We start from the raw sequence: 24379 nt of genomic DNA, 5'->3' as shown, positions 1-24379 counted from the left end.
AAACATTCATGAGCGACGTCACCGCCGCAAAGAAGCCGCGTGAGACCGACGACGTGCCGGTTCCACCTACACTTCGCAAATCGTTGAAAAACCGCCACATCCAGCTGATCGCGCTGGGCGGCGCCATCGGAACGGGCCTGTTCTACGGCTCCAGCGAGTCCATCCAGCTGGCCGGCCCGTCCATTCTGCTCGCCTATCTGGTCGGCGGCCTCGCGATCTTCATGATCGTGCGCGCGCTGTCCGAAATGGCCGTGGAGGATCCGAAGGCCGGCGCGTTCAGCTACTATGCCACGCGCTACTGGTCGAAGCGCGCGGGCTTCATTTCCGGCTGGAACTACTGGTTCAACTACGTGCTTGTGGCCATGGTGGAGCTGTCCGTGGTCGGCTCGTTCGTGAACTACTGGTTCCCGAACATTCCGAAGTGGGTTTCGGCGGCAGTGTTCCTAGTGGCCATCGCCGCGCTGAATCTCATGGGCGTGAACAAGTTCGGCGAATTCGAGTTCTGGTTCGCCATCATCAAGATCGTGGCCGTGATCGCCATGATTCTGGGCGGCCTGTATGTGATCATCGCCAACGTGCCGACCGCGTCGGGCATTCGCGCGAGCTTCGCCAACTGGTTCACCGTGGACGGCGGATTCCTGCCCCACGGCCTGATGACCCACAACGCCGACGGCACGTGGACGGGTCTGATGATGGCGCTGGTCGTGGTGATGTTCAGCTTCGGTGGCACCGAGCTCATCGGCATCACCGCCGGCGAGACCGAGAATCCACGCACCACCATTCCGAAGGCCACGAACGGCATCATCTGGCGTATCCTCGTTTTCTACATCTGCGCGCTCGGCGTGATCATGGCAGTGATTCCGTGGAGCAAGATCGACGGCGATTCCAGCCCGTTCGTGCAGATCTTCGATTCGGTCGGTGTGCATGCGGCCGCCGGCATTCTGAATTTCGTGTGCCTGACCGCCGTGATGAGCGTCTACAATTCCGGCCTGTACGCCAACTCCCGCATGCTGTATTCGCTGGCAAAGCAGGGCAACGCCCCGGCTTACCTGGGCAAGCTCAGCAAGAAGGGTGTTCCGGTCGGAGGCGTCGTCACTTCCGCGATCATTATTGCGATCGCCGTGGTCGTCGTGTTCGTATGGCCGGAATTCGCGTTCAATTATCTGATGTCGATCGCCACGATCGCGGCCGCGATCAACTGGATCATGATCATGGTCACGGAAATCAAGTTCCGTCGCGTGGTGGCCGCCGGCGACGGTCCGGCCGAGCTGAAGGGATTGAAGGGCAAGGAGGCGCTCGACAAGATCGCATTCAAGCTGCCGTTCGCCAATGTGACGCCGTATGTGGTGATCGCGTTCATGCTGCTGGTCGTGGTGCTTATGTGCTTCTCCGCGAGCTATCGCATCGCCGTGGTGGCGGGCGTGATCTGGCTGGCGGTGCTGTTCGCCGCGTACCAGCTCACGCAGGCCGGCCGCAAGCAGACGGAGGCATCCGCGGCGGACGCCGAATGACCGAGCTGTCCGCTTAAACGCAGAAAGCGTCCATAAGCAACGCAAAACGGCCTTCCCATCCGTATGCAAACCGTATCGATCGATCCGATTGCGGCGACAACATACGGACGGGAAGGCCGTTTCTTTTTACCTTTGCTTTTGCCTTTGCCGGCTGACCAGCCGCACGCAACCCAAACCGGTCACACACGGCCAATCAGCCATCGCAAATGAAGACTCAGCCCTGCTTCTTGGCCGCCGGAGCGATGGACAGGCTCGGATCGCGCAGCGGGATCATCATGGACTGTGTCGCGTGATACAGGTCGGACTTGCCCGGCCACACGGTGCCGATCGGCTGGTTGGTGCGATCGAGCTGGTGGAACCAGGATCCGTTGACATGGTCCATCACCGTGCTGTCCGCGTACTCAAGGAACGTCGAATACCACTTGGCGTACGATTCCTTACCGGTCACGCGGGCGAGCGTGGAGGACGTGTTGATGCCCTCGGCCAGCGTCCAGTGCATGCGGTCGTGCACGACGGGCTTGCCGTCCCAGTCGGTGGTGTACACGATGCCGGGCGCGCCGTCCGCGTTCCATCCGTCCTCGACAGCGCGGTTGAACAGGTGTTCCGCGGCGTCGATGTACGGGGCGGCGGCCGCCGGATCGGACGGATAGGTGCTGGTGGCCCACTGGGTGATCAGGCGGGCCCATTCGATGCCGTGGCCCGGCGTCGCGCCGTACGGCTTGAACTGGTCGTCCGGCTTCTCACGGTTGCATTCGAGGTCGAGTGACCAATCGGAATGGAAGTGCTCGGGGATGCGCCAGTTGTTGGCCTTCGCCCAGCCAAGCACGTGTTCGATGATGCGGCCTGCGCGCTTGCGCCAGGTCTCGTCGCCGGTCACGTCGGCCACGGCAAGGAACGCCTCGACGGAATGCATGTTGGCGTTGAGGCCGCGGTACGGGTCGAGTTCGGTGAATTCGGTGTTCCACGTATCGACGGACAGGCCGGTCTCGTCATCCCAGAACTTGTCGAGGAAGACCTTTTCGGCGTGGTCGAGCAGTTCGGCGGCGCCGGGACGGCCAAGCAGGGTCGCGGAGGAGGATGCGAGCAGCACGAAGGCGTGCGCGTAGCACTGCTTGGTGGGCGTGTAGCCGCCTTCGGGGGTGATTTCCGGATACCAGCCGTCGTTGACATCGTCATGCAGCGCGCCCTTGAGTCCCTTCAGACCGGCGTCAACCAGCTCCTCGGCACCCGGGAAGCCGACGAAGGCGCCCAGACAGTACACGTGGGTCATACGGCAGGTGATCCAAGTGGCGCGATTGCGGTCCTTCCACGGGGTGCCGTCGTCGCCCAGCCAGTAGGAGCTTCCGTCGGGAGCCGGGAACTTCGTGCCGAAGTTCAGCAGATTGTCGCGGGCCGCGTCGAGGAACGCTTTGTTTTCCGCCGTTCCCAGTTGGTATTTCTTGTCTTCGACAGCCATGTCAAATCCTTTCCTGATTTCCTGCGATTGCGCACTTGGATTTCGCAACGCACGTTCCGGCGCGCCTTTGAGCGGCACGTCACACGTGCATGCACCCCTTGCGTTCGCACCTTGTTCGGTTATGCGCTTGGGAAACTTCGTCATATTCCCTCGCCGCTGCACCCCACTGTAATGATTAAGCGCTTAAGCCGCAACCGCGACACGCGCTGTTACTTAATCGCTTAAGGTTTTCTTAAGCTTATGTTCTATAGTGGTCGATAGCAACGTGGGCCGCCGCATGGATGGCAGGCCATCGCAGGCATCGCAGCAACGAGACATCGCAGCAACGCAGGGAGGCGGAAGCGGGCATGGAATCGTCCACACCATTCAAAGGCGGCGAAATCGACAGCCGACAGGCCGACGCCATCAACACACTTTCCTCAGCCAACGAATACCAAGGCAAATCACGCATCCAAACGTTGCGGAAACTGCCATGGAACCGCAAATGGAGGTACTTCCGCGAGCAACTGCTGGCCCGCACCGTGGTCGTCGCGGCCATCGTGTGCGTGGTCGTGTACATTGCCGCGCAGGTGCTGCTCCCCGCACCGGGGCCGAAACTGTACGTGGCGGTGTTCGACGACGCGGTCAGCCAGCAGGAGGCGGCAAACCTGCAGTCGCAGGTCGCGAAACGGCTGGACCTGCCGGAAGGTCGCAAGGGCGGAGTGCTCATCGACACCTACTTTTCCAGCGACGAGAACGGCATCAGCAAGCTGCAGACCATGATCGCCAATCATGAGATAGACGCGATCGTGGCCACACCGAAGACCTTCAAACAGCTGTCCGGCTACGGTTATATGACCAATCTCGATTCGTCGCTGACCAAGCGGCAGCGCACGTCGTTTTCCGGCGATTTCGTCACGATGAAGGGCTTCAAGGATTCCGACGATCCCGATTTCGACGGCGGCGGCAAAGGCAAGGCCGAGCCGTTCGGCCTTTCGATGACCGGCTTCCGGCAATGGAATCGGCTGAAATCAGCCAAATCCAACGCGTTGATCGGCATCGTGCAGGAATCGCCGAACCGCACGACCACGCAACGGCTCATCGACTATCTCAGCGCATGACGGCTCCGACAACTACCGGCGCCACATCCAGCCACATCAGCAACATCCACCCACGGAGGAGACCATGGCCAACATTTTCAGTCAGGACAATCCATTCAACGACTTCATGAGCAACGTCGGAGATATGGCGATGGTCAGCATAGCCTGGACCGTCTGCTCCATTCCCGTCGTCACGATAGGCGCCTCGACCGCGGCCGCCTGCGAAGTGGTGCGCGAGCTGCAGAGCGATTCCTGCAAAGGCATCTTCCGCAGCTTCTGGTCGGCCTTCAAGCGCCGCTTTCCCACCACGCTCGCCCTGACCGCGGTGATCGCCGCGTTCTGCGGACTGGCGCTGTTCGACCTGTGGTACCTGTCGAAGCAATCCACCGATGCCGTGGCCGTCCTCTACGGCGTTACCGTCGTGGTCATCGCGATCGTTGGCTCGGCCCTGGCCTTCGTGCTGCCCTTGACCGGGCGCAGCAAGCTGAGCGTCGGCGAACAGCTTGTGCAATCCGCCCGACTCGCCTTGGGTCGGCCACATATCGCCTTCGCCGCGCTCCTGCTGGATATCTGGCCGATCATCGTGGTGCTGATTGCGCCGGAGCAGACGCTGATGCTGATGCCGTTGCTGTGGATCTTCGTCGGTGCCGGAGCCAGCTTCTGGGTACAGATGAGGCTTATCCGCAAGACCTTCTCGCTCGACTAGATTCCGTCCGAATCCCGCGAATCCCGTCCGAAAACCTACGCGCAAAGCAGAAACATAAAACAAAAAACGCCGCACGACCATATCGGCCATGCGGCGTTTTTCGCATTCCCGCGTTTCCGCACGGCCCCACGCCCTCGCATGGTCACCGCGCGTTCAGCGACCCGCAGGCGCGGGACCGGTGGAGGCACGCGCACGCAGCTCGTACGGATCCTCCTTGATGTGTCCGAGCTTCTCGCCATCGATGAGCCTGAGCATCAGCTGCGCGGCCGTCTTGCCGGTGTCCACCACGTTGCGGCCCATGGCCGTCAGATTCGGGTAGGCCGCGGTGCACATGAAGGAATCGTCCCAGGACATGAGCGACAGCTCGTCCGGCACCGCGATGCCACGCGCGTTGGCCACGCCGAGGCCGGCCAGCGCCATCACGTCGTTGTCGTAGATGATGGCGGTCGGATGCTCGTCGAAGCCCAGCAGACGATTGGTGGCCTCACGCCCGGATTCGGGCGTGTAGTCGGTATGCAGGCAACGGTACCGTATGCCCAATTCGGCGGCCATGTCGGCGAACGCCGCATCGCGGATATACGAGTGGGCCAACGCTTCCGGACCACCCACACGCGCGATATGGCGATGCCCCAGATCGTACAGATACTGCACCGCCTGCCGTACGGCATCGGCGTCGGCGCTCGACAGGCTCGGCAGACCACCCGCCACGGAGGCGTCGGCGATGGCGAGAACCGGCACGTCAGGAGTCTTCTCCAGCAGGGAGACGCACGGGTCGCCGAGCTCCACGTTGACCAGCAGCAGACCATCGACGTTGCCGGTGGCGATCCAGTCCTTGATGATCGACAGTTTGGCGTCCTCGCCGACGGCCATGCGGATCAGAATGGAATAGTCGTGCTTCTCCAGTTCGGCGCCGAGGCCGGAGATCAGCTCCATCATGAAGGATTCGACGGACAGCAGTTCGGGATCGTAATCCAGCACCAGGCCGATGCGCTGCGTCTTCGCCTTGGCCAGCGCTTGGGCCGCGCCGTTGGGCTTCCAACCCAATTCGTGGGCCACCCGCAGTACTTTGGCGCGGGTCTCGTCGGAGACTCCCGGCTTGCCGTTGAGGGCGTACGAGACGGCGCTGCTGGAAACGCCGGATGCCTTGGCAACGTCGAAAATCGTCACTTTGCTTTTCTGGATAGGCATTCCCGTTTCCTTACACACACTTACGCTAGAAAAATCAGCCACTTAACCGATTCATCTCCATCATACAGCACAAACGCCGTCGATGCTCTGGGACTGGCCTTCCAAGGCTTGTTCCGGAGCATCGACGGCGTTCATACGATCGTCCTCACCGAAGCGAAGACGGCGAAAGGAAATCCCTTTCCGGCAATCACCACTCCCGCTTGAGATCGTTGGCGCTGCGCAGCACGTTTGCCGCGGCGAACGCGTCCGGATCGGCGGTCGCGGTGGTGGCGATGTGCAGCGTGACGCTTTCACCGGCCAACAGGGAGACCATGCCTTCGTCGACGGTCGCCTTGGCATCGACCTTGTCGACCATGCAGAACAGGTCGCGCACGTAGCTTTCGGCGGTGACCGTGAGCTCCACGCCGCCTTCGACGGCCTTGGCGGAGGTCTTGAACGCGTCGGCGGGGGCGGCGAGCTTCTGGTCGATGATTTCGGCCGGATTGAAGACCACGCGGGCGAAGGCGCCGTCGGACGAAGTGGCCACGACCAGCTCGCTGCCGGCGTCCGCATAGGAGACGATGTCCTCGTCGAGCGGCAGTCCGATGTGCGAGACCGCGCCGAGTTCGACGTCATCGAAGGTCTGGGATGCGAGCACCTTGCCGGACAGGGTCACGCGCTCGACCTTCCAGGAACCCTTCCACGCCTCGCGGGTGTCGTTGAGCACGATCAGCTCATAGTGGTCGTTGGCGGTCTTCACGCCCTCCCAGCTGTGGGTCGCGCGGTACTCCTCGGAGACACGCGGCTGGATGGTGGCCAAACGCGGTGCGAAGAAGTCGCGGGAGGCGTACCACACCGGCTTGCGATGGCCGTTGAAATCGACCGCGGCCCAGGAGACGACCGGCCAGTCGTCGTTCAGCTGCCAAATCAGCGCGCCCGCGTTCACCGGCTCGAGGGAGCGCATATGCTCCACGCCGAAGCGCATGGCCTGCGCCTGCTGCAACTGGCATGCCCAGTGCCAGTCCTCGATGTCGGCCCAGTTGTCGGTGGGGATCAGCCAGCTGTGCTCGCCGTCGGACGGCTTGCCGTTGACCACGCCACCGAAGCTCACGTCGTCAAGATGGCCGGGGGTGATGTGCGAGCGCATGCCGCGGGCGAGCTTGTAGTTGCCGCCGGAGGCCTTCTGATGCACGAGCATCTGCTTGCCGAACGGTTCCAACTTGTCGTCATGCACGGCACCGGTGAGGGTGCTCCATGCCGGCGGCGCCTGGTAGCCGAATTCGTCGGCGAAGCGCGGGGTGTACTGCGCGTAGACGGTGTAGTCGGCGCGGTTCCAGGCATCCCAGATGTGCATGGTGCCGTCGGTGTCGAGGTTGGCGCCCGTGAACTTGGTGAAGCTCATCGGAGAGCTCGGCAGGTAGGCGGAGCGGGCCGGGTCGAGTTCGGCCAGCAGGGACGGGAACAGTTCGGAATAGTAGTAGTCGCCCCACGGCTTCTCGCCGTAGCCGTATTCGTTGGCTGGACGATCGTCGTCGCGCAGGGCCTGCTTGTAGCCACCCCATTCGGAGTAGGCCACGTAGTTCTCGTTGGAGCCGTTCCAGACGATGAGGCTGGCGTGTTCGGACAGGCGGGTGATATGCTCGCGGGCCTCGGCTTCGACCTCGGCCTTGGTTTCGGCATCCTCCGGATAGGCCGCGCAGGCCAGCATGAAGTCCTGCCACACCATGATGCCGTACTTGTCGCACAGGTCGTAGAACTCATCGGATTCGTAGATGCCGCCACCCCAGGCGCGCACCATGTTGGAGTTGGATTCCACCAGGTCGCGGATGCCGCGTTCGTAATCGCGCTTGGTGACGCGGGAGATGAAGGCGTCGTCCGGAATCCAGTTGTAGCCGTGCGCGTGCACCGGCACATCGTTGATGTAGATCTGGAATGGACGGCCGATTTCGTCGGCGCGGGTGTCGACGTGCACGGTGCGGAAACCGACGTGGCCGTTCCAAGACGCTTCGGCCGCGTCGCCGGCGGTGACGGCGACGTCGTACAGCGGCTGGTCACCGTAGCCGACGGGCCACCACAGCTTCGCTTCCGGCACGGCGATCGTCAGCACGGCCTCGTTGCGGCCTTCGGCGACGACACCGTCAGCGGACAGCTTCGTGCCGAAACCGGAGATTTCGGCGTGCACCGGCACAGCCTGACGGACCGGATGGGAATCGTACGGGGACATGACGCGGCCCTTGCCGGCGCGTTCGATTTCGACGTGCACGCTGAGCAGTCCGGTGCCGTCGGCGGCGACGTCGACGAGCGGGCGGACGGAGGCGATGCGCACGCCGGACCAGGAATCGATGCCGATCTCACGCCAGATACCGGCGTTGGCCACGTCGACGCCCCAATCCCAGCCGAAGGAATAGCTCGGCTTGCGAATCTGGTTGAAGGCGTGGTGCTCGGTGTGCGGATAGTAGCCGCGGGCCTGTTCCATGCGGTCGGATTCACGCACGGGGGACGTGAAGGTGACGGTCAGCTCGTTGGCGCCGTCCCTGAGCAGACCACGCACGTCCCAACGGTAGGAACGGTGGAAGTTGCGGGTGGAGGCGACCGGGCGGCCGTTCAATGCGATGCCGGCGATGGTGTCGAGGCCGTAGGCCACCAGGTCGTGACGGTCGGAGCCGTCGTCCTGCCAATCGAAACGGCAGGTGAATCGCCAATCGACATCGCCGATCCACTGCTGCTTGTTCTCGTTGTCGCCGTCGAACGGGTCGTCGATCAGACCGGCGTTGAGCAGGTCAAGCGTGGCCTCTCCCGGCACAGTGGCCGGAATGCCTGCGGCGAGCGTCGCGCGCAGTGCTTCGGGAGCGGCTTCCGGGTTGACGGCGGTCAACGTCCAACCCTCGTTCAGAGGTGCAAACGTGCTGGGAATGTGAGACATAGTGAATCCTTCTAACAAATGTTCTGAAAAGGAAAGGGCCGCACCGCGATGTGACTCTTGGCGCGGCCCTTGGTTATGGAAAAAGGAAGTTGGAGGTTACGTTTTTTATTCCTTCACGGAGCCGGCAGCGATGCCGCTGTAGATCTGCTTCTGGAAGATCAGGAACAGGATCAGCATCGGCAGCAGCGTGATGATCACGCCGGCGCAGATCAGGTTGTACTTGCTGCCCATCGGGCCGGTGAAGGAGTACAGCGCGATGGCGATGGTCTTCAGATTCGCGTCCTGCAGGTAAAGGTTGGCGGCGTAGTACTCGTTGTACACACCGACGCCCTTCAGGATGGCGCAGGTCACGATTGCCGGCTTCAGCAGCGGCAGCAGAATCTTGTAGTAGACGGTGAAGTAGGAGGCGCCGTCCATGATGGCAGCCTCATCCAAGGAGATCGAGATGTTCTCGAAGAACTGGATGAACACGTAGATGGAGATCACGTCGGTGCCGCACATCATCAGGATGTAGCCCCACATTGTGTTGACGGCGTGGAAGTTGACCATCATCTTGTACAGCGCGACTTGCATGGCGATACCCGGAAGCAGTGCCGCAAGGGTGAACATGCCACGAATCAGGCCGTTGCCGGGGAACTGGAATCGGCTCAGCACGTAGGCCAGCATGGTGCCGATGATCGTGGTGACCACCAGGACCACCGCCACGACGATGATGGAATTGCGGAAGGCGACCGCCATGTTCGACGTGACGAACGCCTGCACGTAGTTGTCGAAGTTGAACCAGTTCTTCGGCATGTCCATGACGGACGTGCTCTGGTATTCCTTGTCCGTCTTGGCTGCGGTCACGAAGCAGCTGACCAATGGCAGCAGCATCATGAACGCGACGAAGATCAGCGAGAAATACTTGAGGAATACGGCCACTCCGATTTTGAACCTGTACCAGAAGCCCGCGGTCTTGGCTGCGGAACGTTCCTTAGCGAGTGCGACTGCGTCAGTCATCATGCCACCGCCTTTTCCTTGTTGCTCGGTCCGTTCTTGAAGACCGAAGCGTTCTTCCTGGCCATGCGGGCGCGCTGGCGCTCGATCTTGGCCGCCTGCTTCCTTGCCTTCTCCACGCCGTCATCGGCATCCTTGAACACGTACTTGAAGAACAGGTTCTGCAGCAACGCGCAGATGAGGATGATGATCAGCAGGACGATTGCCATGGCGGATGCCAGGCCGACCTTCTGGCTGGTGTGGGCCAGACGGTCCATACGCACGAAGTAGGTGGCGGTGCCGTTGGCGCCGGAGGTGATGACGTACGGGCCTTCGAAGGCGGACAGCGAGCCGGTGATCGAAAGGATGACGTTCAGCACCAGGATGGTCTTGATGCCCGGCAGGATGATGTGCTTGAACTGCTGCCACCTGTTGGCGCCGTCGATTTCGGCCGCCTCGTACAGCGTCGAATCGATCGACATCATGGCGCCGATGAACAGGATCACGTTCTGGCCGAGGTAACGCCAGACGGAGGCGCCCACCAAGGACCAGTTGTTCACGCTTTGGTCCTTCAGCCAGTATGGCAGGTTGTCGAGTTGGAATCCGCACCATTGGAGCACGGTGTCGAACACGTATCCGCGGGTGTAGAAGAACTTGAAGATGAAGCCGACCGCGATGCCGTTGATCAGGTACGGGAAGAAGTAGATGGCCTTGAACGCGTTGCCGCCACGTACCTTGAACGCCAACATGGTGGACAGATACAGAGCCAGCGCCACCTGGATCAGCGCGCCGATCATGTAGTAGACGCTCAGCTTCAGGGAGGAAAGCGTATCAGGACGGGTGAAGACGTCGATGTAGTTCTGGAGGCCGACGAACTGACGTGGGCCGATGTACTTCATCTTGTAGAACGAGTAGCCGATCATGGACCCGAACGGCCAGTAAGTGAAGATTACGAGCAGTGCGACCGGAATCGCGGAAAAGGCGACGATGACGCCCGCCTTACGCCAATTTCGGGGCTGCTTGTTGAAGGGAACCTCGACCTTCTCGGTCGGTTCCACTGCTGCTGCAGTCATGATATCCCCCTCTTTGGGTTGCTTCTCTGCCTAACGAAAGATTGCGATGAAAGATTGCGATGAGAGAGGACTTCGGCTTGGTTCCGCCGAGAACGAGCCGAAGTCCTCAGTGATGGGTGCGCGAGCTTTACGCCGTCACGCCTGGCGTTCCGGAATCACTTGGTGTCGACGCCTTCGGAATCAAGGGCGTCGTTCCACTTCTGGTTCCATTCCTTGACGAGGTCGTTATAGGACTCGTCCTTGTTGGCCGCGTGCTCGACGATGCCCTGGACACGGGAGTCGCCGCCGTTGTTGATGTTGAGTTCGGAATCGGAGTTGAGGTCGTTGAACAGGTCCTCCTCGCCGTCAGGGGCCGGCTCGTCGGCGATGAGCTTGACGTTCTTGAAGTCGGAGTAGAGGTCAGGGAGCCTGTCGTCGTCGGCCTTGATCGAGATGCCACCTTCGTTGTATGCGAAGTTGGACTTCTCGGTCATCCACTTGACGAAGATCATGGCCGCTTCCTGGTTGGTGGTGGAGGAGTTCTTGTTGATGCCGTACGCGTAATCAGGAGCGGAGGTGGCGTACTGCTTGCCCTTGACGGAGATCGGGAACGGCATGTAGCCGACGTCCTTGGCGTTGTCGCCTGCGGACTGGATCTGGGAGACGGCCCAGGAGCCGAGCACCATGGTGGCGATGTCGCCGCTGTTCAGCTTGTTCTTGGAGGATTCCCAATCGGTGGTGGAGTAATCGTCCTCGGTCAGGCCATCAGCGACGGCGTCATACAGGATCTTGTAGACGTTGTAGGCGTGGGTGCCGTCGCCCAGATCCTTGAACGGGTTCTTGGTGTGGGTGAAGACGTTGTTCATGTAGCTGGGGTCACCGGTGGCCGTGCCGCCGATGTACGCATCCCAGGCGCCCATGGTCCAGCCGGCCGCGTAGTTGGTGTACAGCGGGATGGCCTTGGTCTTGTCCTTGACGGCCTTCAGATCGGAGATGAACTCCTTCGGAGTGGTCGGCAGCTTGTCGATGCCGGCCTCCTTGAAGATCTTCTTGTTGTAGACGATGCCGGAGGCGTTGCCGACCGAGGCCACGCCGTAGACCTTCTTCTGGTAGGACTGGTTGACGGCGTACTTGATCTCCTTGTTCATGTCCCCGAGGGAGCCGTAGGAGATGAAGTAGTTCTGCAGCTCGGCCCTGTCGACCGCCGGAATCATCATGATGTCGCCCCAATCGCCGCCCTGCAGACGGGTCATGGCGCTGTTGGCGTAGTCGCTGTTGGCTTCGACGGTGACCTTGATGTTCGGATACGTCTTGTTGAATTCGGCGATGTACTGCTTCCAGGTCGTTCCCGGATAATCGTCCTTGAGCATATCGGTACGGTGGCTGAACAGCTTCAGATTGGCCTTGATGTCCTTACCGGTCTGACCAAGCTTGATGTCCTTGTACTGCACGTCGGTGGTCTTGGAGGAGCCACTGCTGCTGCCACCGCAGGCTGCCATGCTCACCGCGCAAACGGCCGCAATGCCGGCTGCGACGATCTTCTTGAGATTCATCTTCCGATCCTTCCTTGTGAATCCTTGTCCACCACTTCCGGAGTCTCGGCACCGATGCTCCATTGGTGATGCCTTTCATCTCAGGCCTCTCTGCCTGCCTTTGATGAACTGGTAGTTACACCATAAGTGAACCCCTTAAGTTTGTCAAGCGCTTAAGTTAACTTCCGAACCGCCATCACATGCCGGCAATGCTACAACTACCACCTCAGCGCTATGTTTCAGGAACACCAAAACCCAACGTTTTCAGCACGTCGAAACGGTTCGAGATTTATCATACACACACTTCGCATGTTTAGGTTAAGAGGGTTAACGTAAAATTTTTTACTGGAGTGTCATTAAGCGCTTAAGCATGCATATGCAGACGTTCCTTAATCGCGGAAAATGGCGGAATCGCAACAAAAAAGGCGTGCCGCGCCATGAACGGACGCGGCGCGCCTTTCAACCCAAGTCGGCGGGAGGCAGCGATCGCCGAATGCTCACGCCTTGCGGGAAGCGAGGAAATCGCGGTACCACAGGAAGCTGTCCTTCGGAATGCGCTCCTGCGTGGCGTAGTCGACGTACGTGATGCCGAAACGCTTGGCATAGCCGAAATACCATTCGAAATTGTCGAGCAGCGACCACACGAAATAGCCGGTCAGCGGCACACCCTCGTCGATGGCGCGCTTCGCCGCGGTGAGATGGCGCTTGAGATAGTCGATGCGGTCCGGATCGTGCACCGACTTCGTGCCGTCCTCGTTCACCGTCAGCTGGTCCTTGCAGGCCATGCCGTTCTCGGTGATCACCAGATCGACCTCCGGATAGTTGTCGTGCACGCGCACCAGCAGGTCGTGCAGGCCGTCCGGATCGATGTTCCAGCCCATGTCGGTATGCGGGCCCTCGGTGGGCAGCCAGTCCACGTCGGACGCGCCGGGGGCGGTGGACGCCTCAGTGCTCTGCGGGAACTGCGGACGGTCGGACATGGCCACACGGTTGGTGGAATAGTAGTTGATGCCCAACACGTCGATCGGCTGGTGGATGAGCTCGAGATCGCCTGGCTGGATGAAGTCCCAGTCGCAGATGCCCTTGGTGATGGAGAACAGTTCGTCCGGATAGCGGCCGCGCAGCATCGGGTCGAGGAAAGCGCGGTTGGAGATCAGATCGAGGCGATGGCAGGCGTCGGCGTCGCCACGGTTGAACTGCAGATTCAGCGTGACCGAATACTTGGCCTTGTCCCCCACTTCGGCACGGACGGCCTGCGTCATCAGGCCATGAGCGAGATTCAAGTGATGGACCGCCGGGAAAGCGCCGGGGCCGAGGCCCAGGCCCGGCGCATGCTCCTTGGCTCCGTAGCTCAGATAGGACGAGCACCATGGTTCGTTCAGCGTGGTCCAGGTATCGACGCGGTCGCCAAGACGCTTGGCCACGACACCCGCGTAGTCGGCGAGCGCGTAGGCGGTCTTGCGGTTCAACCAGCCGCCTTCATCGCCGAGGTACTGCGGCAGATCCCAGTGGTACAGCGTCACGACCGGCTTGATGCCGGCTTCCAGCAGGGCGTCGACGATGCCTTCGTAGAAGTCGAGGCCTTTGCTATTGGGCGCGCCACCAGGCGTCGGCAGGATGCGGGGCATGGCGATGGAGAAGCGGTAGGCGTCGACGCCGAGGTCCTTGAGCAGGGCGAGGTCCTCACGCCAGCGATGGTAGGAATCGGTGGCCACGTCACCGGTGTCGCCGGCGAGGGTGGCCCCCGGAGTATGGCTGAAGGTGTCCCAGATGGAGGGGCAGCGGCCATCCTCGGTCACCGCGCCTTCGATCTGATAGGCCGCCGTGGCGGTGCCGAATGTGAAATCCTGTGGAAAAGTCAGCGTCATTGCGTGTCCTTTACTGAAGCGGTTAAGATATTAATGAGGTTAACCGATGTCATAGACTGTTTGCAGACAACACGCCCCGTTCCACGGAGCGAAAACACCATCGGTTCGTTCCAAGGAAGGGCCATGAACACCATCACCCAAGCATCGCGATTCATTCCAATCACCAACCCGGACCTTCGGTTCATGGGGCGCATCGACCGCTCCCCCGCCGACCACCAGACCTGGGCTTTCCCTTACACGCAGGTCTCGTTCCGCTGCACCGGCACCAGCGTCGGCGTGCGCCTCGTCAACCATTGGGGGTATGGCGACGCGTATCTCGGCGCCATCGTCGACGGTATGCAGGTCAAGGCGCGCGTGCCCATCGACGCCTCGCATGACGCCGTCAGCATGGAAAACGGCTACCCAAGCCGCGTGGAGCCAGCCGGAGCGGAGGACGAAAAGCCACGACAGCCGGTCGACGTGGCAATCGTCTCCGATCTGCCGAATATCGAACATGAGGTGACGATCTTCAAGCGGCAGGACGAAGGCAACAATCGTCTGGACATGTACGGCATCCTGCTGGATGACGGAGCGAAGCTCATGCCGACGGCGGCGCCGCTGCCGGAACGCCGTATCGAAGTGTACGGCGATTCCGTAACGTGCGGCGAGCGCTGCGAAGCAGCCTGCTACGTGGGCAAGGCCGATCCGGAAGTGGATCTGAGCCCGTACAGCAACTCGTGGTATTCGTACGCCGCCATCGCCTCGCGCAAGCTCGGCGCGCAGGTGCATCTCGTTTCGCAGGGCGGCACGACGCTGTTGGACGGCATCGGCTGGTTCCATGCGCCGGACTACATCGGCATGGAAAGCATCTGGGACAAATCCGTCTACAACACGCAGTTGGGTGACACGGCCCCGTGGGATTTCGCGCAATACACGCCACACGTCGTGGTGGTCGCGTTGGGGCAGAACGATTCTCATCCGCGCGATTTCATGGCCGACGACTACGACGGCGGCGAAGCCTCGCATTGGCGGGCCCGGTACGTCGATTTCGTGCACGCGCTGCGTGGCAAGTATCCGCATGCACTGATAGTGCTCACCACCACCGTGCTCATCCACGACCCGTCCTGGGACCGCGCGATCGACGAGGTGTGCCATACGGTCAACGACGAAGGCGACGACCGCGTGCGGCACTTCCTGTACTCGCGCAACGGAAAGGCCACACCCGGGCATCCGCGCGTGGTGGAACAGCAGGAGATGGCCGACGAGCTGACCGCGTATCTGGAATCCTTCGGCCCCGACCTGTGGAAGTGACTTCGAGGCAAACTTCATAACGACTCCATAGCTGCCCCATAGCGAAACCGGCCGTCCCCTCACATCGAAGGGACGGCCGGTTTTTCTATACCGCCATTCACTGCCGTGAAGCCGCAGAATCACTCCTCGGCGGCAGTGTGATCTGTCAGATCAAGCCGGAACGGCTGTGCGGGCAATCCGTCGCTGTTGAACAGCGGAGCCGGCCCCCAGCTGCGCCACGCGTACCGCATCGACATCGGCTCAGGCACATCCGGACATGCCAGCGTAATCGTGCCGATGCTGCGGCTATTGACGGGAATGCCGAATTCGGTGGCGTTGTAATCGACCACGTTCACCCTGGAATTGACGAGGTCGTCGATGTCGCAATCCACGAAAATCGCCGCGGTGGCCGGATGGAACACGCCATCGGCACCCGCAAGCTCGAAACCGGAGCTTTCCGGCGAGCGCACCAGCGAAGGCAGCTCCACAACGGAAGCATCACCCCTGCTGCCGGGCGTGGTGCCATCGAAATGCAGGCCGTGCGCATACCGGAAGAACAGCCGTACGCGGCCGTTCGGATCGCAACGGAAGCCCAACACCGTCGGCCCGTACACGGGAACGCGGGCCATGCCGTAGACCTGCCTCAGCGCGCAATCGGCAAGCCGTTCGCCCGGAGTGCGCTTGTCGACAGGGTGGATGTTGTCGTACTCGCCGCAATCGATGGTGCAGATGACGTACACGTTGTCGATGGACTGCGCCGCATCCCATTGGGCTTCGCGCAGCACCGGCCACAGCATCGGATCGCCTTCGGTCTCGTCCACCTTCTTGTCGATCCATTGCGGCAGTTGCACAATGAGGAACGGCAGATTCTCGCTCCAGATGGCACGCCACTCACCGATCAGCATGCCCAGCAGCTCACGGTAGGATCCGCAATACGGCTCGTCCTCCTCGCCCTGGTACCACAGGAAACCCGCCAGCGAATACGGCGCGATGCGTTCCAGCATGGCGCGGAACGGGCCGGTCGGACGGTACTGCGATGTCGGCGTGACCGGCGGTGGCCACGGGCACGCGCCGTACTGCTCGTTCAGCGTATCCCACGTCACGTCGGGATCGGCTTCCTTGGCGGCCGCGATATTCGCGTTCCAAGCATCGAATCTCGTCTGCCATTCGTCGGTCTCCAGCTTGAACTGCTCCTGCGTCTTGCCAGCGATCGCGCGCTCGTACCGGGTGAGATAGCCTCGTCCGGCCTCGCTGGAATTCAGCGCGTCCTCGCTCATCCAGCAGGTAATCGACGTGCCTCCGATATAGCAGTCCACGATGCCGATCGGCAGATCGGGGTCGAGTTCGGAGCGCAGCTTGTGTGCGAAATAATAGGCGACCGCGCTCATCACACCGCTGTTTTCCGGCGATGATTCCTGCCAGCTCGCCGCGTTCTCCGCATTGCGATTGATGACGCCGGTTTTCGGCACGTTGTAGAAACGCAGCAGCGGATCAGCGCAATCCTCAAGGGCCGCTTCGGCGTTCTCGCTGTTGCGCAGCTCAAGTTCCATATTGCTTTGGCCACCGGCAAGCCACACCTCGCCGATCAGCACATCCTCGAATTCGAGGAAATCGTTGCCCGCGGTGACGCGAAGCGTGTACGGGCCACCCTCCGGCTGGGCCGGAAGCATCACGCGCCACGGCGAAAGACCGTCCTTGAGATCCTTCGAAGCATACGCGTGGGCTTCCGCGACTGTCGACCCGTCAAAATCGCGAATCTGCGCAACGACCTCCAAACCTGCGCAATCGGCATCCAACGCGCCGAACACGGCGATGGGCTTATTACGTTGCAATACCATATGCGAGGCGAAAATCGCCGCCACATGCAGCACACCGGCCGAGCTACGCTCCTCGACCTCATCGACTTCCGCCGTCAGTTCAGATCCCGGCGCGGGACCAGTTGCAGCGACCATGGCATCTCTTCCTACTAGAAATACGACATGCTAGAAATACGACATGCCTATCCTATGCCATTCCCGGCCGAGAATACGCGAAGCCGTCACCCATTGAGCAGTGGATTTTTTACGGTTTCGCGGCTCACTTTGTGGACTGGATACGTGTCAAGACGATGTCTTCGGTAGGATAGACCGCAGTTTGCAGGACAAAATCCATGCACGAAACCACGAATTTCATCTGCGAATGGTAGAAACCCGAACGCTTTCCAAGCGTTCACCCCACTACACAAAAAAGGAGTGCCAAGTACAATGGCTGCACAAATCTGGTACGAGAACGACGGCGATCTCTCGGTCCTCGAAGGCAAGAAGGTCGCCATCATCGGTTACGGCTCCCAGGGCCACGCCCACGCGCTGAACCTGCGCGACTCCGGCGTCGACGTCGTCGTCGGCCTGCGCCCCACCTCCAAGTCCGTCGAGCACGCCAAGGAGCAGGGCCTGGAAGTCAAGTCCGTTCCGGAAGCCGCCGCCGAGGCCGACATCATCATGATCCTGGCTCCTGATCAGTATCAGCGCACCATCTGGGCCAACGACATCGAGCCGAACATCAAGCCGGGCGCGGCCGTTGCCTTCGCCCACGGCTTCAACATCCACTACGGCTACATCAAGCCGTCCAAGGACCACCCGGTCTTCATGGTCGCCCCGAAGGGCCCGGGCCACATCGTGCGCCGCGAGTACGTGAACGGCCGTGGCGTGCCGGTCGTCGTGGCCGTCGAGCAGGACCCGCGCGGTGACGCTTGGGCCATCACCCTCGCCTACGCCAAGGCCCTCGGCGCACTGCGCGCCGGCGCCATCAAGACCACCTTCAAGGAAGAGACCGAAACCGATCTGTTCGGCGAGCAGAACGTGCTCATGGGCGGCGTAAACAAGCTCGTCGAAATGGGCTTCGAGGTCCTCACCGACGCCGGCTACCAGCCGGAGATCGCCTACTTCGAGGTGTGCCACGAGCTGAAGATGATCGTCGACCTGATGAACGAAGGCGGCCTGAACAAGGACCGTTGGTCCTGCTCCGACACCGCCCAGTACGGCGACTACACCAACACCTGCATCGACGAGCACGTGCGTGAGCGCATGGAATACCACCTGAAGCGCATCCAGGACGGCTCCTTCGCCAAGGAGTTCATCGAGGATCAGGATGCCGGCGCACCGAAGTTCAAGGCCCTGCAGGAGGAGTACTCCAACGTCCGCATCGAGACCGTCGGCCCGAAGCTGCGCGCCATGTTCTCCTGGAACAACGGCCAGGACGAGGACGCCGATATGGCCACCTTCACCGGCAAGATCGCCCGCGGCTGAGTGGTTCTCTGGGCTCGGGAACCGGTTCCGATAAATCCAGCCATCGGAAGGCCGTCACCCCGTTCGTGGGTGGCGGCCTTCCGCTATTTTCTTTCAAGGCTTTCAGTGCGATTCCGCATGCCCTACGAGATCATGCCCCCGTACGCGAAAAACCCATTTCTCGCCGCCAATCCCCAGCCGACGCATGCAAGAGGGTACCAAATCGGTGGAAAATAAAGGAAATCGCACCCCATACTCGAAAAACCTCGATTCATCGCGTTAAATGCCGAATGTGCGGCACAGGTCAAAGATATGGTCAGCCAGTCACCATTTGAGCCAAGCAGACAGACCAAGCAAACCAACCAGACGAGCCAAGCAAGCAGACCAACCAGAGAAACCAAGAGAGATGATCACGCAAACGCAAAAGACCGCCGTCCGAACGAATCGGGCGACGGTCTTTTTGCAATGCTTCAGATTCCGGCTCTCAGCTCGGAATCAGGCAATCTCACTGAACCTGGGTACGAGCAATCTTGCCGTTGAAGGACTCGGCCATATCGGCATCGGCGTCCACCTGGTTGTTCCAGGAGAACATGGCGCGCAGCTTCGGGCCAACGGTCTCCAGGTGCGGGTGGCTGTACTCTTCCTGCAGCTTCTTGAACTTCGGAGCGCCAGCGGCCTGGTCATCCATGAACTCCTTGGCGAAGGAGCCGTCCTGGATGCGCTTGAGCTGATACTGCATGCGCTTCTTGGTCTCCTCGGTGATCACGGTGGAGGTGTAATCGCCGTACTGAGCGGTGTCGGAGCAGGACCAACGAGCCTTGTTCAGGCCACCTTCGTTAGCCAGGTCAACCAGCATCTTCAGCTCGTGGAACACCTCGAAGTAGGCGATCTCCGGCTGGTAGCCAGCCTCGGTCAGCACGTCGAAGCCCATGTCGCACAGGTGGTTGATGCCGCCCATGAGCACGTCCTGCTCGCCGAACAGATCGGTCTCGGTCTCCTCGGTGAAGGTGGTCTTGATGGCGCCTGCACGCAGGGCACCCAGAGCCTTGGCGTAAGCCAGGCACAGCGGCCAGGTCTTGCCATCCGGATCCTGCTCGACAGCCACGACGACCGGGACGCCACGGCCAGCGGCGTACTCACGACGAACGATGTGGCCCGGGCCCTTCGGAGCGACCATGAAGACCGGGTGATCCTCGGACGGCTTGATGTAGCCGTAGTGGATGTTGAAGCCGTGAGCGAAGGCCAGAGCTGCGCCCGGCTTCAGGTTCGGCTCGATGTCCTTCTTGTACACGGCGGCCTGGTACTGATCAGGCAGCAGAATCATCACAACGTCAGCCTCGGCAACGGCGTCGGCGACGGACTTGACTTCCAGGCCCTGCTCCTTGGCGTATTCCACGGACTTGGAGGTCGGACGCAGGCCGACGACGACGTCGACACCGGAATCGCGCAGGTTCAGCGCATGGGCATGACCCTGGGAACCGTAACCGAGGATGGCGACCTTCTTGCCATCGAACACGGACAGATCGGCGTCCTTCTCGTACCAGATAGTTGCTGCCATAATAGGCGCTCCTTTATTTTTCTTTTATTGCGATTCGGGATTTTGCTTTCCCGAACAAACTCGCGTTTTCTTATTCTTTTTTCGGTTGTCGCGGCGGGCCGTGGCTCCTAGGAGTTTACTCCCCCCGGATTGTGTCCGAGGAACCACCCCGCATCTCCTGCGGAACTGTTTTAGTCCCGCTTTCTTTATGTTGCTTGTTGGCGTTCACATAGTGGTTATGTTCGCGTCAAACGATTTTCTGTAGGGCTGTCGAACCCAGCCACCGATTTCACTTGGTGAACGGAGCCGTCAAGACGGCAGTCCAGTGGACTGCCGATAGGCGACGCCTGAACGAAGCGGCAGCTGAGTGAGGGCAGGTATCTGCCGTTGATTTCACTTGGTGAAATCAACGTCCTTAGTCTCCTTGCAGCTCAGCACTGCGATAAGGCAGCACAGGGCCATCACGCCGAGGTACAGGCCAACGGAATGCACGCCCCAGTGGTGGGACAGCCAGGTGGCGATGGTCGGCACGAAAGCCGCGCCGACGATGGCGGCCAGGTTGTAGCCGATGCCGGATCCGGAGTAACGCACGTTCGCGTCGAACAGTTCCGGCAGGAAGGCGCCGATCGGACCGAACGCGGTGCCCATCAGAGCGAAGCCGATGCACAGGAACAGCAGGTTGGTGACGAAGTTGCGCTGGCCGACGACCGCCGGATCAAGCAGGAACGGGAAGAGCAGTGCGAAAGCGATGAGGCAGCAGGAGGAGATGACGATCACGCGCTTGCGACCGAACTTGTCGGCGTTCACGCAGGAAATCACAATGAATGCAGCGAACACGCAGACGGCAACCATCAGCATGAGCAGATACTCCTGGTTGCTGAAGCCCAGGCCGCCACCGCCCTGCTCGACGGTCTTGGTGCCCCAAGCGAGGGACCAGGTTGCCAGCGTGTAGAACAGCGTGTAAGTGACAGCCACCAAGAACGTGGCCTGGATGACTTCCTTCCAGCTCTTCTTGAACACTTCGGTAAGCGGGGACTTGACGACCTTCTTCTGCTCCTGGGCCATACGGAAGATCGGGGTCTCCTCCATCTGGACGCGGACGACGAGGCCGACGATCACGAGGATGGCGGACAGCAGGAACGGCACACGCCATCCCCAAGCGAGCATCGCGTCATTGTCGTTGAAGGTCTCCAGCAGGAAGTAGGTGCCGTTCGACAGGAAGAAGCCGATCGGGGCGCCCAGCTCCGGGAAGGAGCCGTACAGCGCGCGCTTGTCCTCCGGAGCGTTCTCGGTAGCCACCAGCGCGGCGCCGGACCATTCGCCACCCAGGCCGATGCCCTGAACGAAGCGGCACAGGCACAGCACGGCGACGGCCGCGACACCCCACTGGTTGTAGGTCGGCAGGCAGCCGATCAGGAAGGTGGCGATGCCCATGGTGAGCAGGGAAACCACCAGCGTGGTTTTGCGGCCCATACGGTCGCCGAAGTGGCCGAACACCAGAGAGCCCAGCGGACGGGCGATGAACGCGATGGCGAAGGTCAGCAGGCTGGCCAGCAGCGCGACGGTCGGATTGGTGGTGTCTCCGAAGAACACCTTCGGGAAATAATTCGCAGCGGCGGTGCCGTATGCGTAAAAGTCGTAGAACTCGATGGCGGTGCCGACCATGGATGCCGCGATCACGGTCTTCACCGAATCGCGTACCATCGCCTGCGCCTTGCCAGCGGCCGCTTCGACTGTACTCATTGATGTACTCCCTGTACGTCTCCTGTTACCGGCTCCCAACTTCCGCCGATAACGATGTTGTTTGTAGTTTCTGTTTTTCTGTTGTGCGCTATGCCGGCCGGCTTCAAAGGTTTTCGCTGTGTCTGCCTTGTGGGCTGCAACAAAAAGGCCCCGCATCATGCAGGGCCATCAACGTGTGTGTTACGCGCGCCTCAAACCCTGCCTTCGTTGGCGAGGGATTGAAGCCGCTATGCTCGAATCAGTCCGCCAACGAAAGCGGAATAATAATTCGTGCGGACAGCAGTACGCGTGCAACCATTCCGTTCATCTTGGCGAACCTCCTTTCGCAAAGTCTTTCGCTCGGCGGGATTTCCGCTCGAACTAAGCCTTAAAGGTAAGCGTGTCCACCTCCCCCATCTACCAAAGGTTCACTATGTGGACACGTCTACCCAAATTATTTTTTCAAACTGCCTTTTTGGCTATTTTCCGCCGTTTTCCAATCGTTTTCGATTGACGTTCCGTCATTTTTTCAGCGGAAGCGTCAGAACGGCGGCAAGCAGCATGGCGATCGCGGCGACGGCGAACATCGGCAGATAGGCGCCCGTCTCGATGATGACGGCCGCGCAGACGGCGACACCGAGCAATGCGCCGATCGTATTGGCCAATCCGTAGGCGGCCAGCGAACGTCCGACGGAACGCACGTCCGGCAGAATCGCCAATCCCAGGCTCTGGCTGACGCCGTCGAACACCACGCAGGCGAAGCCGGCAAGCAGCGCGTATAGGGAGACCGCCAGCAGATGGTCGGCGAGCAGCAGCGGCAGCAGGGCCGCGACGATGAACAGCACGCAGGCGACGACGGCGGGGATACGCAGATCGTCGAACGCGCGGGCGATGCGGCCGAGCAGCAGCGCGGCGACCAACGCGCCGACGAAAGCGGCGACGGCCATCGCCACAACCACCGCACCCGCGCCGTGGAAGCCGAGGAACCGGTAGCCGGAAATATCGCTTCCGAAGCCGAATCGTGCCATATACCACTGGAACACGGTGATGCCGGCGGTAGCGGCGACGCCCATCATGCGGGCCGCGAACGCCGCGAAGAACTTGGGCGCGCCCTTCGGCGGAAGATACTGCGAGAAGTAGTCGCTCCTACGCGTGCTTCTGCGGGGCAGGTAGCTGCTGGATCCTTCGAACGGCAGCACCAACAGCGTGATGACCGCGGCGATGACGAAGGCCACCGAGCACCGCAACAGGGCCGTACGCACGGTGCCGCTTCCCCAGTCCAGATCATCGAGGTTCCATGTAAGGGCCACGGCGGCGATGACGCCGACCATCTGGCCGAGCGCCTGTCCCTTGCCACGCCAGGAATCGGCCCGGTCGCGGAACTTGTCCGGCACACGTTCGCCGAACGCGGCAGCGAACGGCATGGCGATCATCGCATATCCAACCTGCCCCAGCAGCCAGAAGAACACCACCAACGGCAGGAAATCCGTGGCGCTCATGATGGCGAACGACACCGCAGCGAGCACACTGCCACCGGCGATCCATGGCGTACGACGGCCGAATCGGCAATAGGAATGGTCGGACGCGACGGCGATCAGCGCGTTCATCACGAAACTCAGCACAAGGCCCGCGATGGTGAGCCAGGCAAGGATGCGAACGCTGCCGAAACCGTCGAAATCCGCGAAACGGCTCAGGAACTGCGGCACAATCACGGTGTTGAGGGCCGCGAGCGGAGCGTTGAACAGCAGCGCGCCGAGCGCGAATCCAATGGTGAGGCGACGGGATTGCGCCTTGGTCGGAGTGGTACCGTCCGGCGCGGTCATCGGATCGCGCAGATCGAGGAACGACGATTCCAGGTTCGGCACGGCCACGTCAAGATGCGCGGCGGCGGTCAACGGGGAGCCGGATTCCGCGGAAATGCGGGCCGCCTGCGTTTCCGGGCGCTCGTTGGAGGCTTCCGGCACGCGCGGATGCTGTTTCACGGCAAGGCGCTTCAGCGCCGCCTTGGCTTCCGGCGTGAGCGTCTTCTCAAAGTCGGGACGGTCATCGATGCCGGGGCGGATGAACACCTGTCCAGGCAGCGGCTTGGGCTGCATGGGCTGCTCGTTGTTCTGATTGTTTTCAGTCATATCCACTGTTCTTCTTGCTTTGTTCTTCTTGCTTTTCTGCTTCGTCTGTTTTTCTGCTGAGTCCCGCATATGTATCCGTCGTCGTACACGCGCCCGTATCGCAATGCATGCTATGGTGCGCGCATATCCAAATCCCGCATACGTACGGATCGAAATGCATAAGAAAATCGCCCGAACACACTGCGACAGC

Annotated in this window: 16 protein-coding genes; 5 read left to right on the top strand and 11 right to left on the bottom strand. The window is 61.0% G+C overall.

The window, feature by feature from the left end:
* Positions 1–8: 8 nt before the first annotated feature.
* Positions 9–1511, top strand: a complete 1503-nt coding sequence (locus AC1ATL_RS00665) for an amino acid permease (RefSeq protein ID WP_476567720.1) — start codon at positions 9–11, stop codon at positions 1509–1511.
* Between the two features lie 214 nt (positions 1512–1725).
* Here the strand turns inward: AC1ATL_RS00665 and AC1ATL_RS00660 are convergent, their stop codons facing one another.
* Positions 1726–2967 (bottom strand): AGE family epimerase/isomerase, encoded by a 1242-nt coding sequence (locus AC1ATL_RS00660; protein WP_476567718.1) that lies wholly within the window; start codon positions 2965–2967, stop codon positions 1726–1728.
* 281 nt (positions 2968–3248) lie between these two features.
* Between AC1ATL_RS00660 and AC1ATL_RS00655 the strand changes: the two genes are divergently transcribed.
* Positions 3249–4067 carry a hypothetical protein gene (locus AC1ATL_RS00655; protein ID WP_476567716.1) on the top strand — a complete coding sequence of 273 codons (819 nt, stop codon included), beginning with the start codon at positions 3249–3251 and terminating at the stop codon, positions 4065–4067.
* 64 nt (positions 4068–4131) lie between these two features.
* Positions 4132–4752, top strand: coding sequence for a YesL family protein (locus tag AC1ATL_RS00650; RefSeq protein WP_432624683.1), 621 nt, complete (start codon positions 4132–4134; stop codon positions 4750–4752).
* 153 nt (positions 4753–4905) lie between these two features.
* Here the strand turns inward: AC1ATL_RS00650 and AC1ATL_RS00645 are convergent, their stop codons facing one another.
* From AC1ATL_RS00645 to AC1ATL_RS00620, 6 genes are all read right to left on the bottom strand, one after another.
* Positions 4906–5940: a LacI family DNA-binding transcriptional regulator gene (locus AC1ATL_RS00645; RefSeq protein WP_432624684.1), complete on the bottom strand. Its 1035-nt coding sequence runs from the start codon at positions 5938–5940 to the stop codon at positions 4906–4908.
* Positions 5941–6127: 187 nt separating this feature from the next.
* Positions 6128–8842 (bottom strand): glycoside hydrolase family 2 protein, encoded by a 2715-nt coding sequence (locus AC1ATL_RS00640; RefSeq protein WP_476567713.1) that lies wholly within the window; start codon positions 8840–8842, stop codon positions 6128–6130.
* A gap of 105 nt (positions 8843–8947) precedes the next feature.
* Entirely contained in the window at positions 8948–9844 is an 897-nt protein-coding gene (locus AC1ATL_RS00635; RefSeq protein WP_476567711.1) for a carbohydrate ABC transporter permease, read from the bottom strand.
* Positions 9841–10890 (bottom strand): carbohydrate ABC transporter permease, encoded by a 1050-nt coding sequence (locus AC1ATL_RS00630; protein WP_476567709.1) that lies wholly within the window; start codon positions 10888–10890, stop codon positions 9841–9843. The genes AC1ATL_RS00635 and AC1ATL_RS00630 overlap by 4 nt, the downstream gene beginning before the upstream one ends.
* A 155-nt stretch (positions 10891–11045) precedes the next feature.
* On the bottom strand, positions 11046–12422 hold the full coding sequence (locus AC1ATL_RS00625; RefSeq protein ID WP_476567707.1) for an ABC transporter substrate-binding protein: 1377 nt from the start codon (positions 12420–12422) through the stop codon (positions 11046–11048).
* Positions 12423–12898: 476 nt separating this feature from the next.
* A complete protein-coding gene (locus AC1ATL_RS00620; protein WP_476567705.1) occupies positions 12899–14269 on the bottom strand; it encodes a GH1 family beta-glucosidase in 1371 nt (456 codons plus the stop codon).
* Between the two features lie 123 nt (positions 14270–14392).
* Between AC1ATL_RS00620 and AC1ATL_RS00615 the strand changes: the two genes are divergently transcribed.
* The gene (locus tag AC1ATL_RS00615) at positions 14393–15559 is read left to right on the top strand and encodes a GDSL-type esterase/lipase family protein (protein WP_476567703.1); all 1167 of its coding nucleotides are present in this window, start codon (positions 14393–14395) and stop codon (positions 15557–15559) included.
* Between the two features lie 119 nt (positions 15560–15678).
* Here AC1ATL_RS00615 and AC1ATL_RS00610 read toward each other — a convergent pair whose 3' ends face one another.
* Complete coding sequence (locus AC1ATL_RS00610) at positions 15679–17490, bottom strand: sialate O-acetylesterase (protein WP_476567701.1); 1812 nt, start codon at positions 17488–17490, stop codon at positions 15679–15681.
* A gap of 291 nt (positions 17491–17781) precedes the next feature.
* On the opposite strand from AC1ATL_RS00610, the gene ilvC (AC1ATL_RS00605) reads away from it, so the two are divergent.
* Positions 17782–18822 (top strand): ketol-acid reductoisomerase, encoded by a 1041-nt coding sequence (ilvC, locus tag AC1ATL_RS00605; protein WP_476567699.1) that lies wholly within the window; start codon positions 17782–17784, stop codon positions 18820–18822.
* 484 nt (positions 18823–19306) lie between these two features.
* Here the strand turns inward: ilvC (AC1ATL_RS00605) and ilvC (AC1ATL_RS00600) are convergent, their stop codons facing one another.
* The 3 genes from ilvC (AC1ATL_RS00600) to AC1ATL_RS00590 form a co-directional block, all read right to left on the bottom strand.
* Complete coding sequence (gene ilvC, locus AC1ATL_RS00600) at positions 19307–20359, bottom strand: ketol-acid reductoisomerase (protein ID WP_432624004.1); 1053 nt, start codon at positions 20357–20359, stop codon at positions 19307–19309.
* Positions 20360–20731: 372 nt separating this feature from the next.
* On the bottom strand, positions 20732–22081 hold the full coding sequence (locus AC1ATL_RS00595) for an MFS transporter (protein ID WP_476567697.1): 1350 nt from the start codon (positions 22079–22081) through the stop codon (positions 20732–20734).
* Between the two features lie 500 nt (positions 22082–22581).
* A complete protein-coding gene (locus AC1ATL_RS00590; protein WP_476567695.1) occupies positions 22582–24189 on the bottom strand; it encodes an MFS transporter in 1608 nt (535 codons plus the stop codon).
* Positions 24190–24379: the final 190 nt, after the last annotated feature.

It is taken from the genome of Bifidobacterium sp. LH_743, assembly GCF_056355775.1.
Note: the sequence above shows the minus strand (reverse complement) of the source record. Positions and strands in the feature narration are given on the sequence as shown.